Origin of the sequence: Acuticoccus sp., assembly GCF_965213555.1 — a bacterium.
In the GTDB taxonomy this organism is placed as follows: domain Bacteria; phylum Pseudomonadota; class Alphaproteobacteria; order Rhizobiales; family Amorphaceae; genus Acuticoccus.
The window spans coordinates 3888577-3903388 of sequence record NZ_OZ243890.1 but is presented as its reverse complement, the minus strand read 5'-3'; the positions used below and the strand labels follow the sequence as shown (position 1 = coordinate 3903388).

Genomic DNA, 14812 nt, shown 5'->3' with positions numbered 1-14812 from the left:
GGTAGGAGGACACCGCCCACTCCTCCGGCCGCCGCACGAAGGCCACCACCTCGAAGCGGGCCGGTGCGAAGGCGTCGCGCAGCGTCTCGTAGGTGGAGAACGGGAAGGAGCCCCACCAGTACTCCGACGACAGGACGATGGTGTGGGCCCCCTCGGCGCGGGCGTCGGAGCGCACCGCGGCAGCAGTCTCGCGGAAGTACGTCGCGCGGTCGTCGGGCAGCTCGCCGCGGTGCAGCCGCCAAGCCCCGGTGTGGATGGCGGCCGCGAGGAGGTGATGGGCCCCGGAGGCGACGCCACGCTCGCTGTAGTGCGCGCCGACATCGGCAAGGGACGCGCGCCGCTCGAACAGCGTCGCCTGCAGCGCCGAGCTCCCGGTCTTGGTGGAGCCGATGTGCACGACGACCCTGCCGTCCGTCTCGCTCATGCCGTGGCTCGCTCCGTGGTCGGGGGTGGCCCCGTCGCCGAGCAGCCGGCGCGGTGCCAAGGGCTGGCGGGAGGCTTCGGGCTGGCGCGGCCGCGGCCGGTGGATTAGGCGATGGGGAGGCACCGATCAACCGGCGCGGCGCGGGGGCGCACCGCGCGCACCTTGCGGGGATCCATGGGCGAGGACAAGCGAAGGGTCGCCGAGGCGGCCGCCCTCCTCGTCGAGCCGGGCATGCGGCTTGGCCTCGGCTCGGGTTCCACCGCCCTCCTGTTCGTGGAGGCGCTCGGCCGGCGCGTGGCGGACGGGCTCGCGCTGCCGGCCGCCGTCGCCACCTCCCGCGCCACCGAGGAGGCCGCGCGCCGTGCAGGCCTTGCGATCGCGGACATGGCGCACGAGGCCGCGCCCACCGCGCTCGACCTCGCGGTCGACGGTGCCGACGAGGTCGACCCCGCCCTCGACCTCGTCAAGGGCGGCGGTGCCTGCCTGCTGCGCGAGAAGATCGTCGCGGCGATGGCCACGCGCTTCGTGGTGATCGTCGACGGCTCGAAGCGCGTGGCGCGGCTCGGCGCCTTCCCGCTGCCGGTGGAGGTCGTCCCCTTCGCGGTCGCTGCGACCCGCGAGGCGATCGCAGCGCGGCTCGGCGTGCGCCCGACGCTGCGCCGCGTCGACGGTGCGCCGCTCCTCACCGACAACGGCAACCTGATCCTCGACTGCCCGCTCGGCGCCATCGACGATGCCCAGCGGGTGGACGCCGCGCTCCGCGCCGTGCCCGGCGTCGTCGAGCACGGCCTGTTCCTCGCCATGGCGGACGACGTCCTCGTCGGCACCCGCGGCGACGTCGAGCGTCTGACCGCGCCGCGCCAATGACGTTGACCGGCGTCCGCGCCTCCCTCGCCGGGGGGGCTCGGACCAGCGCTGGGGCCGCCGACGCCCTCGGCGCGCTGTGCCTTGCCGCCATCGTCGCCGCGCTGACGCTCAACGTCGTCGCCCGCACGCTGTCCCTGCCCGTGGTCGGCGCCGGGGCGGCCGCGCAGGCCCTGTTGGTCGCGCTTGCCTTCTGCGCGTTGCCGGGGCTGGCGCGCTCGGTCCCCGACGGACGGCGAGGGCTCGCCGCGGCCGTCGTCGTCGGCTTCGCCGTCGTGACCGTGTGCCGCGGCATGGCGTTCGCGGCCGGAACCATCGGCGGCATCGAGCCTGTGCTCGGGGTGCCGGTCGCGTCGCGGTACGCCGTGGCGGCGGTTCTGGCCGCGGCGGCGCTCCTTGCCGCCGCGCGCGGACCGGCGAGCGCGCTCGCCACCGCCGCCGGTGCAGCGCTCGCCCTCGCCCCGCTTCCCGTCCAGCCGGCCGCCGTGGGCGCTGCCGTGTTCGCCCTCGCGCTCGTCCTCAGGGTGCCGGTGGCGCTCGCCCTCCTCGCCGGCGTCGCCGCGGCGCCGGGACGGCTGTCGGACGCGGCCCTCGCCCAGAGCCTGATGCGCGGCCTGTCGCCCTACGTGCTCCTCGCCGTGCCGCTGTTCGTGCTGTCCGCGGCGTTGATGGTGGCCGGCGGCATCGGCGAGCGCATGGTGGAGGCCGCGCGCTGGTTCGCGCGCCGTCGGCGCAGCGCGCTCGGCGAGGCGAACGTCCTCGCGAGCGCCCTGTTCGGCGGCGTGTCAGGCTCCTCGGTCGCCGATGCGGCGCTCGGCGCGCGCCTCCTCGTGCCGGCGATGGTCGCCGCAGGGACCTCGCCGGCGCAGGCGGCGGCGCTGACCGCGGCGTCCGCAGTGCTGCCGAACGTCCTGCCGCCGTCCATCGCGCTGCTCCTCGCAGCGGCGGCGACCGACCAGTCGGTGGGCGCGCTGTGGGTGGCCGGGATCGGCGCCGGCGCGGTGCTGGCGCTCGTGCTGTGGCTCGCTGCACGGCGCCTCGCGCGGGGCAGGGTCCCGGAGGCGGCGCCGACGGGTCGCGCGGCGCTCGTCGGCCTCGCGCCGCCGCTCGTGATCGGCGTCGTCGTGCTCGGCGGGCTGCGCCTCGGCCTTGTGACGTCCGTGGAGGCCGGGCTCCTCGCCTGCGGCCTCGCCGCCGCCTTCGGCCTCGCCGCCCGGGGCCCGGCTGCGCTCGCCACGGCGCTTCGCGAGGCGGCGCAGCAGACCGGGCGCGTCGCCCTCCTGATCGCCGCCGCAGCGCCGGTGGGCTTCCTTCTGGCGACGAGCGGGATCGACGTCGCCGCCCTGCTGCCGACGGGCCCGCCCACGGCGGTGCTCGCCGTGGCAGCTGCATGGTGCCTCGTCCTCGGCACGGTGCTCGACGTGGGCGCCGGGATCCTCCTCACCCTGCCGATTTTGGTCCCCGCCGCCGTGGCCGCCGGCGCGGACCCGATCCACGCCACGATGACGCTCACCGTGGCCCTCCTCATCGGCGGTCTGACCCCGCCGGTCGGCATCCTCGTCCTCGTCGTCAAGGACCTCACCGGGGCGAGCGGGGTCTATCGTGCGGTGCTGCCCTACTGCGTTGCGCTCGCGCTGGGCCTTGCCATAATCCTCGCGTTGCCGGCGCTCACGGTGGGCCTCGTCCATCTGCTGTGACGCTCGCGCTCGGAGGGACCATGCCTCGTGTCCTCGTAGTCCTCGCGCTTCTCCTCCTCGCCATCCCCGCTGCGGCGCAGGAGCGGCTCACCGTCACCTCGCAGTACGGCCCGGACAAGCCGCAGACCCAGCTTTGGGTCCGCTTCGCCGAGATCGTCGAGGCCGAGCGCCCTGGCGCCTACGACCTCGACATCGTGCCGAGCGGAGCCCTCGGCGGGGAGAAGGAGGAGGCGGAGGCCGTCCGCCTCGGCGCCATCACCGGCGCTCTGTCCACGGTGGCGAACCTCACCACGTGGGTTCCCGAGGGCGCGGTCCTCGACCTGCCGTTCGCCTTTTCCGGGCGTGAGCACATCGCCCGCGTCACCGGTGGCGAGGTGGGCGAGGCGCTGCGTCGCGCCTACCGCGAGGAGGGGTTCGCGGCGCCGGCGTTCATCGTGTTCGGCGCGCGTCACCTCATCTCCGACGCGCCGCTCACCGACCCGGGGGACGTGTCAGGTCTGACCATGCGCGTCCTTCAAAGCGACCTTCACGTCGCGTTGTGGCGTTCCCTGGGGGCTGCGCCGACGGCGCTGCCCATCACCGAGGCCTACACCGCCCTCTCCAACGGCGTCGTCGAGGCCATGGACCTCACGAAGTCCGGGTATGAGGCGCTGAAGCTCTACGAGGTTGCGCCGGTCCTCACCGAGACGGCGCACATCTGGGCGATCGGCGTCGTCTACTTCGACGCCGCCTTCTGGGACGGCCTTCCGGAGGAGGACCGCGCGCTGTTCGCTCGGGCGGCCGAGGAGGCAGCGCGGCACTTCGACCGCCTTGCCGAGGCCGAGCAGGAGGCCGCGCTCGCCCGCGCCGTCGCGAAGGGGGCTCGCCTCGCACAGGTCGACCCGACGCCATGGCAGACGGCCGTCGCGGGGTTCGTGGACGATTACGCAGCGACCTTGCCGGCGGCGGCCCGGGACGCCCTGGAGGCGATCCGCGCCACACGCTGACGCGTTGACGGAACGGCGGCCGGGCCCGACACTTCCCGTGCAGCGACGACAGGACCGGCCGTGACGCAACGCATCTTCGACGGGCACAACGATGTCCTCCTGCGCCTGTGGCGGCGCGACCGCACCGGCGAGCGCTTCTTCGGCGAGAACAGCGAGGGCCACGTCGACCTGGTGCGCGCCCGGCGCGGCGGCATGGTCGGCGGCATCTTCGCCACCTTCGTGCTCGACGAGGCGAGGCCGAAGGGCGCGCCGCGCGAGGGCAGCGTCGAGGCCCCACCCGTCGGCCTGTCCCAGGAGCGCGCGCTCGCCGTCACGTTGTCGCAGCTCGCGATCGCGATGCGCATCGAGCGCGCGTCGGCGGGCGCGGTGCGCCTTTGCCGTTCGACCCGTGACGTCGAGGCTGCGGCGGAGGCGGGCGCCTTCGCGATGATGCTCCACATGGAGGGCGCGGAGGCCATCGGCGCCGACCTCGACGAGCTCGAGGTGCTGTACGCCGCCGGCGTACGCTCCCTCGGCCTCGTGTGGAGCCGGCCCACGATCTTCGGCACGGGCGTCCCGTTCCGCTTCCCCTCCACGCCCGACCTCGGCGACGGGCTCACCGAGCGCGGCCTAGCGCTCGTCAAGTCGTGCAACGCCCTCGGCGTCATGGTCGACGTGAGCCACCTCAACGCGAAGGGGTTTTGGGACGTGGCGCGCGTCTCGGACGCCCCCATCGTCGCCACGCACTCCAACGCGCACGTGCTGTCCCCCGGATCGCGCAACCTCACCGATGCGCAGATGGATGCGATCCGCGACAGCGAGGGCGTGGCAGGGCTCAACTTCGCCACCTTCTTCCTGCGCGAGGACGGGCGGCGCGACGCGAACACGCCGATCGACGTCATGCGCCGCCACCTCGACCACATGCTGGAGAAGCTCGGGCCGCGCGGCGTCGCCCTTGGCTCCGACTTCGACGGCGCGCTCGTCCCCTCCGCCATCGGCGACGCCGCAGGGCTGCCGCGCCTCATCGCCGCCATGCAGGCTTCGGGCTACTCCGCCGACCTCGTCGACGCCATCGCCTACCGCAACTGGCTCGACGTCCTGGCGCGGACCGAAGCCATCGGCCGCCGGGGAACGGGTGCCGCTGCGCGACATTGATCGCAGGACGGCACGGAGGCGAGGATGGCGACGATCCCAGCGCGCGCGTGGGTGATGGTGGGCGACGGCGAGAAGGCGTTGTTCCTGCAGAACGGTGATGACGAGGCGTTCCCCAACCTGCGGGTCGTTCGCGAGATGGGGCAGGACAACCCGCCGACGCGCGAGCAAGGCACCGACAGTCCGGGCAAGCTGCAGGACGGCGTCGGCGCGCACTCCAGCGCCGTCGCCGAGACCGACTGGCACCGCCTGGAAAAGGAGCGGTTCGCCAAGGAGATCGCTGAACGCCTCTACAAGGCGGCGCACCGAGGCGAGTACGACAACCTCATCATCGCAGCCCCGCCCATGGTGCTCGGCGAGCTGCGCAAGGCGCTCCACAAGGAGGTCGAGCAACGCATCGTCTTCGATGTGGCCAAGGAGCTGACGAACCACCCCGTGGACGAGATCGAGCGGATCCTAACGAACACCTGATCCCCGCTTCAACGCCAGTTGGACAGATCGCAGCGTCCAATCGCGTTGACACCTCTTTATCGAGGTCGTGAACTGCGGCAGACTGCATGCCCCGCCGGCTCCTGCCGGCGCGGGCGCCGCAGTCGCGGCGGTGCGACGCGGCCGATTGAATGACGCCCCGCCCCGTCTATTGTCGGGTGAGGTTGGAACGAAAGAGGCACCTGGTGCGCGAGCTTCTCGATCGGGTGACGTTTCCGAAGGACCTGCGCGCGCTGCCCGAGCGCGACCTCACCCGCTTCGCCGACGAGCTGCGCGAGGAGCTCATCGAGGTCGTGTCGACGACCGGCGGCCACCTCGGCTCTGCGCTCGGCGTCGTCGAGCTCACCGTGGCGCTGCACTACGTCTTCGACACCCCGCGCGACACGTTGATCTGGGACGTCGGCCACCAGTGCTACCCGCACAAGATGCTCACCGGTCGGCGCCATCGCATGGGGACGCTGCGCCAGGGCGGCGGGCTGTCCGGCTTCACCAAGCGCTCCGAGAGCCCCTACGACCCGTTCGGAGCGGCGCACTCCTCCACCTCGATCTCCGCCGGGCTCGGGTTCGCCACGGCTCGCGACCTGCTCGGCGGCGACAACGAGGTGATCGCGGTGATCGGCGACGGCGCGATGTCCGCCGGCATGGCCTACGAGGCGATGAACAACGCAGGCGCGCGCGACGCCCGCCTCATCGTCGTCCTCAACGACAACGACATGTCCATCGCGCCGCCCGTCGGTGCCATGTCGGCGTACCTTGCGCGCCTGGCCTCGGGCGAGCCGTACGTCACCATGCGCGAGGCGCTGAAGGGCCTGGTGCGGCGGCTGCCACGCTTCGTGGAGCGCGGTGCGGCCCGGGCGGAGGAGTTCGCCAAAGGCATCGCCATGGGCGGCACGCTGTTCGAGGAGCTCGGCTTCTACTACGTCGGCCCCATCGACGGTCACAACCTCGACCACCTGCTGCCGGTCCTCAAGAACGTCCGCGATGCGGACAACAAGCCGGTCCTCGTCCACGTCGTTACGGAAAAGGGCCACGGCTACGAGCCGGCGGTCAACTCGGCCGACAAGTATCACGGCGTCGGCAAGTTCGACTTCGTCACCGGCGAGCTGAGCAAGGGCAAGTCCAACGCGCCGGCCTACACGAAGGTGTTCGGCCGCGCGCTGGTCGCCGAGGCTGAGCGGGACGACCGCGTCATCGGGATCACCGCGGCGATGCCGTCGGGCACGGGCATCGACGTCTTCGAAAAGGTGTTCCCCGAGCGCACGTTCGACGTCGGCATTGCCGAGCAGCACGCCGTCACCTTCGCGGCCGGCCTCGCGGCGGGCGGCCTCAAGCCGTTCTGCGCGATCTACTCGACGTTCCTGCAGCGCGCCTACGACCAGGTGGTGCACGACGTCGCTATCCAGGGGCTGCCGGTGCGCTTCGCCCTCGACCGCGCCGGCTTCGTAGGCGCCGACGGCTCCACCCACGCCGGCTCCTTCGACATCGCGTACCTGTCGTGCCTACCCGGTTTCGTGGTGATGGCGGCCGGCGACGAGGCGGACCTCGTCCACATGGTCGCGACCGCCGCGGCCCACGACGACGGACCCATCGCCTTCCGCTACCCGCGCGGCGAGGGCATCGGCGTCGACCTACCGGAGCGCGGTGTGCCACTCGACATCGGCCGCGGTCGCATCCTGCGGGAAGGGAACACCATCGCCGTGCTGTCCCTCGGCGGACGGCTTTCGGCAGCCCTCCTCGCTGCCGAGGAGCTGTCCGCCCGCGGGCTCTCGACGACGGTGGCGGACGCCCGCTTCGCCAAGCCCATCGACCGCGACCTCGTCCTCGCCTTGGCGCGTGAGCACGAGGTGCTCGTCACGGTCGAGGAGGGCTCGGACGGCGGCTTCGGTGCCCACGTCCTCACCCTCCTTGCGCGCGAGGGCGTCCTCGACGCGGGCTGCAAGGTGCGCCCGCTGACGATGCCGGATGCGTTCGTCGACCAGGACAAGCCGGAGACGATGGTTGCCGCCGCGGGGCTCGACGCGGCCGGGATCGTACGGGCAGCCATGTCGGCGCTCGGCGTCGAGGCCCTCGCCAATCGCGCCTGAGGCGCCGCGGCCGTGATCACCGTCGAGCTCGTCCACGATGCGCACGCGACGGTCGGAGAAAGCGCGGCCTGGGACGACCGAGCGAAGGCGCTCTGGTGGTGCGACATCGACGGCGAGGCGGTCCACGCCTTCGACCCTGCAACGGGTCCCCGTCCGCCCATCGCCATCGGGGAGAAGGTCGGCTGTCTCGCCCTCACCGAGGCCGGTGGTGCGGTCATCGGCACCAAGTCGGGCCTTTACGACCTTGACCTTGCGACGGGCGAGCGGGCGCTGTTCGCGAGCCCGGAGGCGGACCTGCCGGACAACCGCTTCAACGACGCGGCGACGGACCGCCAAGGCCGATGGTGGGTCGGCTCCATGGGCATGGGCGACCCATCGCGCGCCACTGGCGCGTTCTGGCGCGTCGACGCTGATCGCAGCGTCATTCGCTGGCTGGATGGCATCCACACCACCAACGGCCTCGCATTTTCGCCGGACGGGCGGACCATGTACCTGTCGGACTCCCACCCCGACGTGCGCACCATCTGGGCGTGCGACTACGATCCGGACGAGGGCGCGCCCTCGAACCGCCGCGTCTACTTCGACACCCGCGCCGTCGCAGGACGACCGGACGGCGCCACCGTCGATGCCGACGGCTGCTACTGGATGGCCGGCGTGTCGGGCTGGCAGCTCGTGCGCCTGACCCCGCACGGCACGGTGGACATGATCGTCGAGATGCCCGTGGAGAAGCCGTCCAAGCCGGAGTTCGGCGGAGCGGATCGGGACACGCTCTACGTCACGACGATCTCCGCCGGGCTCACGCGAGGCGCGGATCAACCGCACGCCGGCGGCCTCTTCGCCATCACCGGCCTGCCGGTGGGCGGCGTCCCGACGGCGCGCTTCCGCGGCTGAGGACCCGCACAGGGCGCAGCGGCGACCCGTCGACCGCCAGCGCGAACGCGTCAAATACTTCGGCGGGATCGACACCCACCTCGATCGCCGGGCCGACTGCTTCCTCGGTCCATGCAACATGGCCGCAGGGTCTCGCGCAGCGACGGATGGGGACTAGGCCCGAGGTGCCAGCACGGACGGGCAGAAGGCGCATCCGCCGTCCGGTCGCTTCGTTCGTTGCGCAAATGCCTCACACGACATGACGCACGAGCGTAACCGCGTGGAAAGGGGCACCGCGTTCTTCTCCCAAGAAGGCGCGGTCCGGTACTAGTCGCGCGGTCGCAAAGGGTTCGCGCGTAATGGCTCATCTTCTTAGGCCTTCGGCCGCCGCGGTGGCGATGCTGGGATGGCTCGCGGCCCAGCCCGTGACCGCTCAGACGCTGACCGAATCGCTCGCCGCCGCCTACTCCACCAACCCGTCGCTCAACGTCGACCGGGCTCAGCTTCGGGCCGTGGACGAGAACATCGCCATCGCCCGCTCGGGCAACCGACCGGTCATCCAAGGCACGTTCGACTACCTCAACGCGACGACGCGGACCAACTTCTCGGGGGTCGTGCGGAACCCCGCCACGGGCGACCTCTCCCGCGGCAACGATGCGACGGACGGCGTGGCGCGCTCGACCTTCCGCGTCCGCCTCACCCAGCCGCTGTTCGAGGGGTTCCAGACGCGCAACGCCATCCGCGGCGCGGAGGCGGCGGTGCGCGCCGGGCGCTCCAACCTTGAGAGCACCGAGCAGCAGGTGCTCCTCGCGGCGGCCGTTTCGTTCCTCGACATCCTGCAGAACGGCCAGATCGTCGGTCTCAGGCAGAACGATGTGGAGTTCCTCGGCGAGCAGGTGCGCGCCGCCCAGGACCGGTTCGAGGTGGGCGAGGGGACCCGCACCGACGTCAGCCAGGCCGAGGCCCGTCGCGCGCAGGCGCAGACGTCGCTCAACTTCGCGGTCGCGAACCTTGCCGCCGCCCAGGCCGACTACCGACAAGTCACCGGACTGACGGCGAGGAACCTGCGTGACAACTACAACGTGGAGCGGCTGCTTCCAAGATCGCTCGAAGCGGCCTTCGACATCGCGCAGAACAACCATCCCGACATCATCTCGGCGTTGCACGACGTCGACGTCAACCTGTTCAACGTCGCCGAGCTGAGCGGCCGCGCGCTGCCCACGGTCAACGCCTTCGTGGAGGGCTCGACGACGCTCGAGCCGTCGACGCAGGTCGACCGCACCGACAACGCCCAGATCGGCCTCAACGTGACCGTGCCGATCTACCAGGGTGGGCTCGTCTCAGCGCAGGTCCGCCAGGCGAAGGAGAACCTTGGTGCAGCCCGGATCCAGGTCGACGTCGCGCGCGACGTCATCCGCCAGCGGGTGGCGACGTCCTGGTCCGCCTTCCAAGCCTCGGTGCGCAGCATCTTCAACGCCCAGACCGGCGTGTTCTCCGCCCAGCTCGCGCTGCAAGGGGTCGTCGAGGAGCAGCGGGTCGGCCAGCGCACCACGCTCGACGTCCTCGATGCCCAGCGCGAGCTCATCGTCGCGCAGATCACCCTGGCGCAGGCCGCGCGCAACAGGGACGCCAACGCGTTCCAGCTCCTCGCCGACATCGGCCAGCTCAACGCGCGCCGGCTCGGCCTCAGCGTGAACGAGTACCAGCCCGCCGAGCACACCGACGCCGTGCGCGGCAAGTGGTACGGCTTCCGCACCCCGGACGGCCGCTGAGCGCGGGCGACCGTTCCGTCGATCTCCCGGCAGCAGGCGCGGCCTCCCGTCCGCTCGGCCGGAGGGTTCGAGGGCTGCAGCTCGAAGTGCGGCTCCTGCGGCATCCGGCGTGACGTGAGGGCGTGACGAGCAAGGCCCACGACGCGGCGCGCGTGATCCGCTGAACGGTTGAACGCCGCCCGATGGGGCGCGAGCTGCGCTGCGACATCGCGCCGATCGCCGGACGGCATCGAAGTGTCGGGCACGTCGACAGAGTCGCGGATGCCTGACCCTTGCGTCCGCCCGCGCGCACGCCCAAAAACTACGGCATGGAGTTGTGGTTCCCGTTCGCCGGCCTCGCCGCGGTCACGCTCGGCATCGTCCTTTACCCGCTCCTCGCGCGTCGCAGCGCGGCGGTGGGCGGATCGGACGCGTCGGTCTACGCGGCGCAGCTCGAGGAGATCGACGCCGACGTCGCACGCGGCGTCCTTGCTGACGCCGATGCCGAGGCGGCGCGCTCCGAGGTGGCGCGAAGGCTGCTGCGGGCCCATCGGGGCGCAGGCGCTGCCCCGACGGTCGGTGGCCGCCGCTTCCTGACGGCCGGCGGGGTCGCCCTCGCGGTGTCGCTGACGAGTGCGGCTGGCTACGTCGTCCTTGGCATGCCGGGCTACGGGGATCAGCCGCTCGCCGCCCGCGGCGCACCGCTCGATCCGGGTGACCGCGACGCCCTTGTCGCAAGCCTCGAGGCACAGCTCGAGCAGCGTCCATCGGATGGCGGCTTATGGGCCTCGGTCGCGCCGCTCTACCTGCAGGCGCGCCGCTTCGTAGAGGCGGCGGCGGCGTTCGACCGTGCCGGAACGCTCCTCGGGGAGGACGCCGGGCTGCTGACCGGGCAAGCGCAGTCCGTGACGTTCGCTGCTGGCGGAGTGGTGACCGACGAGGCGCTCGAGTTGCTGCGGCGCGCCGAGGCGCTCGACCCCGATGCGGAGCGCGCGCAGATCTTCCTCGCCATCGCCGAGCGTCAGCGCGGCCTCCTTCAGGAGGCGCGCGGCCGCTGGATGAGGCTGCTGGAGGACGTTCGGGACGGCGCGCCCTGGCGTCCCATCGCGGAGGCAGAGCTCGCGCGCATCGACGCCGCGGGCCCACGCTCGCCCACGGTCGCCGACGTCCTGACCGTCGAGCCGCCGCCTGCCTCCGTGGGTCCGACGCTTGGGACGACGGGTGACGCGACGCCGCGCGGCCCCTCGCAGGGCCTGGTCGCCGCGGCCGCGGAGCTGGATCCCAGCGCGCGCAACGCGATGATCGAGGGCATGGTGGCCCGCCTCGCCGCGCGGCTCGAGGCGGAGGGCGGCACCGCGGACGAGTGGGCAAGGCTCGTTCGATCCTACGAGGCGCTCGGCCGCGGCGATGCGGCGCGGTCGGCGCGGGAGACGGCGATGGCGTCCCTCGCCGACGCCCAGCGCGCACGGTTTGCAGCCGCGGTTGGCGACGACCGCCCGGTGACGGAGTGAGGCGATGACCCGCCAGGGGCGGAGGGCGCGACGCCTGACGCTGATCGCGACGGCCGGCCTCGCGCTCGCCGCCGCGACGGCGCTGGTGCTCTACGGGCTCGGCGAGCGCATCACCTACGCCGCCACCCCGACCGAGCTCGCCCACGAGGCGCACGCCCCGGGCGCGCGCGTGCGGCTGGGCGGCCTCGTCGAGGACGGCTCGGTGACGCGTGGCGCGGACGGCCTCGTCGGCTTCGCCGTCACCGACCGCGTGAGCCGCGTCCGAGTGAGCTTCACCGGCATCCTGCCGGACCTCTTCCGCGAGGGGCAGGGGGTCGTGACCGAGGGCGTCCTCGACCCGTCGGGCATGCTCATCGCCGACACGGTGCTGGCCCGCCATGACGAGACGTACATGCCCAAGGAGGTCGTCGACGCGCTGAAGGAGCAAGGCCGCTGGCGCGAAGGATCGCGGACCGGCATGGAGGGGCAGAGCGCCGCGCCATCGCCGGCGGAGGGGGGTGGATGATCAACGAGCTGGGTCACTTCGCGCTGGTCCTTGCGCTCGCCGTCGCGCTCGTCCAGTCGGTGGCGCCCATCCTTGGCGCCCGCCTCGGCGACGCGCGGCTGATGGCGATGGCCGCACCGACGGCGGGCGCGGCGTTCGCCCTCGTCGCGCTCGCCTTCGCGTCGCTCACCGCCGCCTACGTGCGCTCCGACTTCTCGCTCGCCAACGTCTACGAGAACTCGCACTCGCTGAAGCCGCTCGTCTACAAGGTCTCGGGCGTGTGGGGGAACCACGAGGGGTCCATGCTCCTGTGGATCCTCATCCTGACCCTGTTCGGCCTGCTCGCCGCGACGCTCGGGCGGCACATGGCGGCCTCGCTGCGGGCGACCGTGGTGTCGGTCCAGGGCTGGATCTCGGCGGCGTTCCTCGCCTTCGTGCTCGCCACATCGAACCCCTTCGCCCGCATCTTTCCGGCCCCCGCGGAGGGGCAGGACCTCAACCCGCTCCTCCAGGACATCGGGCTCGCGATCCACCCGCCGCTGCTCTACGTCGGCTACGTCGGCTTCTCCATCGTGTTCGCCTTCGCGGTGGCAGCGCTCATCGAGGGGCGGCTCGACGCAGCCTGGGCGCGCTGGGTGCGGCCCTGGGTGCTCGGCTCGTGGGTGTTCCTCACGCTCGGCATCGCCATGGGGTCCTACTGGGCGTACTACGAGCTCGGCTGGGGCGGCTGGTGGTTCTGGGACCCGGTCGAGAACGCCTCGTTCATGCCCTGGCTCGCGGGCACCGCGCTCCTCCACTCGGCTGCCGTGATGGAGAAGCGCGACGCGCTGAAGGTGTGGACCATCCTCCTCGCGCTCGTCACCTTCTCACTGTCGCTCCTCGGCACCTTTCTGGTGCGCTCGGGGGTGCTGACCTCGGTCCACGCCTTTGCCACGGACCCGACGCGGGGCCTCGTGATCCTCATCATCCTGTCGGTGTTCATCGGCGGCGCGTTTCTCCTTTTTGCGCTGCGCGCAGGCACGCTGAAGGTGGGCGGGGCGTTCGCGCCGATGAGCCGCGAGGGTGCCCTCGTGTTCAACAACGTGTTCCTGACGACGGCGTGCGTCACCGTGCTCGTCGGCACGCTCTACCCGTTGGTGCTCGAGACGCTGACGGGGGAGAAGATCTCGGTGGGTCCGCCCTACTTCAACCTCACCTTCGTCCCCCTGATGGTGCCGCTGCTGGCCCTGCTGCCGGCGGGCCCGCTGCTCGCCTGGAAGCGCGGTGATGCGGCTGCGGCAGCGCAGAGGCTCATCCCTGCAGCGGCGCTCGGCGTCGTCGCGGCGGCCGCGGCGGCCTGGCTCGCGGGGGAGGAGACCGCGCTGACGGCTTCGATCGGGGTCGCCCTCGGCGTCTACGTCGTCGTCGGCAGCTTCGCCGAGGTGTGGCTGCGGTCGCAGAGCGCGTCCCGCGGCGGGCGCCTGCAGCGGCTCGCCGGGCTGCCGCGTTCCACGTGGGGCGGCGCGCTCGGCCACCTCGGCGTCGGGCTCACCGTCCTCGGCATCGCGGGACTGTCGGCGTTCGAGACCGAGGTGATCCGCGACATGGGCTCCGGCGACAGCGTCGCGGTGGCGGGCTACACGCTGACGCTCGAGCGAGCCGAGCAGCGTGCCGGGCCGAACTACACCGACGCGGTGGCGATCTTCTCCGTCTCGCGCGGCGGGCGCGCGATCACCACAATGGAGCCTGCGCGCAGGATGTACCCGGCCCGGGAGATGCCGACCACCGAGGCGGCGATCCACACCGTCGGCGTGTCGCAGCTCTACGTGACCCTCGGCGAGGCGTCGGGCGATGCCATCGTCGTGCGCCTGTTCCACAAGCCGATGGTTCTCCTCATCTGGATCGGCGCCGTGGTGGCAGCGCTCGGAGGCCTCGTCTCCCTCGCCGACCGCCGACTCAGGATCGGGCTGCCCGCGCCCGCCCGGCGGCCTTCGCGAGTTGCAGCGGCTCGCGCGTGAGGCGCCTCGCAATCCTCCTCGCCGCCTGGATCGCCGCGACGCCGGGGCTCGCGGCGAACCCGTCCGAGCAGCTCGACAACCCGACGCTGGAGGCGCGGGCCCGTGAGATCTCGCGCGAGCTGAGGTGCGTCGTCTGCCAGAACCAGTCCATCGACGATTCCGATGCGGACCTTGCCAAGGACCTGCGCCTGCTCGTGCGCGAGCGGCTCGTTGCGGGGGACACCGACGGCGAGGTCGTGGACTACCTCGTCGAGCGCTACGGCGCGTTCGTTCGGCTGCGGCCGCCGCTGACGTCGGCCACCGTGCTCCTGTGGGGCCTGCCGTTCCTCGTCGTGACGGTCGCGCTCTTCGCGAGCGCGCTCTACCTGCGCAGGCGTCGTCCCGCTCCCGCCGACGCGCTGTCCGATGCGGAGGAGGCGGCGCTGTCCGCCATCTTGAGGGACGCACCGCGGCGCTAGCCGATCACCAGGTGGGCGAGGACTGGTTTGCGCCGCGGGCGAACGCCGCGCTACATCCGCCCGAGC

General features: G+C 72.3%; 12 protein-coding genes. All 12 read left to right on the top strand.

Features of this window, described 5'->3' with window-relative positions:
- Positions 1 to 598: 598 nt before the first annotated feature.
- Complete coding sequence (gene rpiA, locus ACOOE8_RS18265) at positions 599 to 1291, top strand: ribose-5-phosphate isomerase RpiA (protein ID WP_420392818.1); 693 nt, start codon at positions 599 to 601, stop codon at positions 1289 to 1291.
- On the top strand, positions 1288 to 2985 hold the full coding sequence (locus ACOOE8_RS18260) for a TRAP transporter large permease subunit (RefSeq protein WP_420392817.1): 1698 nt from the start codon (positions 1288 to 1290) through the stop codon (positions 2983 to 2985). Before rpiA ends, ACOOE8_RS18260 begins: the two co-directional genes overlap by 4 nt.
- 20 nt (positions 2986 to 3005) lie before the next feature.
- The gene (locus ACOOE8_RS18255; protein ID WP_420392816.1) at positions 3006 to 3971 is read left to right on the top strand and encodes a TRAP transporter substrate-binding protein; all 966 of its coding nucleotides are present in this window, start codon (positions 3006 to 3008) and stop codon (positions 3969 to 3971) included.
- Positions 3972 to 4031: 60 nt separating this feature from the next.
- Complete coding sequence (locus ACOOE8_RS18250) at positions 4032 to 5105, top strand: dipeptidase (RefSeq protein ID WP_420392815.1); 1074 nt, start codon at positions 4032 to 4034, stop codon at positions 5103 to 5105.
- 24 nt (positions 5106 to 5129) lie between these two features.
- Positions 5130 to 5573, top strand: a complete 444-nt coding sequence (locus ACOOE8_RS18245) for a host attachment protein (RefSeq protein WP_420392814.1) — start codon at positions 5130 to 5132, stop codon at positions 5571 to 5573.
- A 200-nt stretch (positions 5574 to 5773) separates the two neighbouring features.
- Positions 5774 to 7675, top strand: coding sequence for a 1-deoxy-D-xylulose-5-phosphate synthase (gene dxs, locus ACOOE8_RS18240; protein WP_420394741.1), 1902 nt, complete (start codon positions 5774 to 5776; stop codon positions 7673 to 7675).
- A 12-nt stretch (positions 7676 to 7687) separates the two neighbouring features.
- The gene (locus ACOOE8_RS18235; protein ID WP_420392813.1) at positions 7688 to 8566 is read left to right on the top strand and encodes an SMP-30/gluconolactonase/LRE family protein; all 879 of its coding nucleotides are present in this window, start codon (positions 7688 to 7690) and stop codon (positions 8564 to 8566) included.
- 377 nt (positions 8567 to 8943) lie between these two features.
- On the top strand, positions 8944 to 10317 hold the full coding sequence (locus ACOOE8_RS18230; protein ID WP_420392812.1) for a TolC family outer membrane protein: 1374 nt from the start codon (positions 8944 to 8946) through the stop codon (positions 10315 to 10317).
- Between the two features lie 272 nt (positions 10318 to 10589).
- Entirely contained in the window at positions 10590 to 11807 is a 1218-nt protein-coding gene (ccmI, locus tag ACOOE8_RS18225) for a c-type cytochrome biogenesis protein CcmI (RefSeq protein ID WP_420392811.1), read from the top strand.
- Positions 11808 to 11811: 4 nt separating this feature from the next.
- On the top strand, positions 11812 to 12312 hold the full coding sequence (gene ccmE, locus ACOOE8_RS18220) for a cytochrome c maturation protein CcmE (RefSeq protein WP_420392810.1): 501 nt from the start codon (positions 11812 to 11814) through the stop codon (positions 12310 to 12312).
- Positions 12309 to 14288 (top strand): heme lyase CcmF/NrfE family subunit, encoded by a 1980-nt coding sequence (locus ACOOE8_RS18215; protein WP_420392809.1) that lies wholly within the window; start codon positions 12309 to 12311, stop codon positions 14286 to 14288. Before ccmE ends, ACOOE8_RS18215 begins: the two co-directional genes overlap by 4 nt.
- Positions 14285 to 14746, top strand: a complete 462-nt coding sequence (locus ACOOE8_RS18210) for a cytochrome c-type biogenesis protein (protein ID WP_420392808.1) — start codon at positions 14285 to 14287, stop codon at positions 14744 to 14746. The genes ACOOE8_RS18215 and ACOOE8_RS18210 overlap by 4 nt, the downstream gene beginning before the upstream one ends.
- The last annotated feature ends 66 nt before the right edge of the window (positions 14747 to 14812 follow it).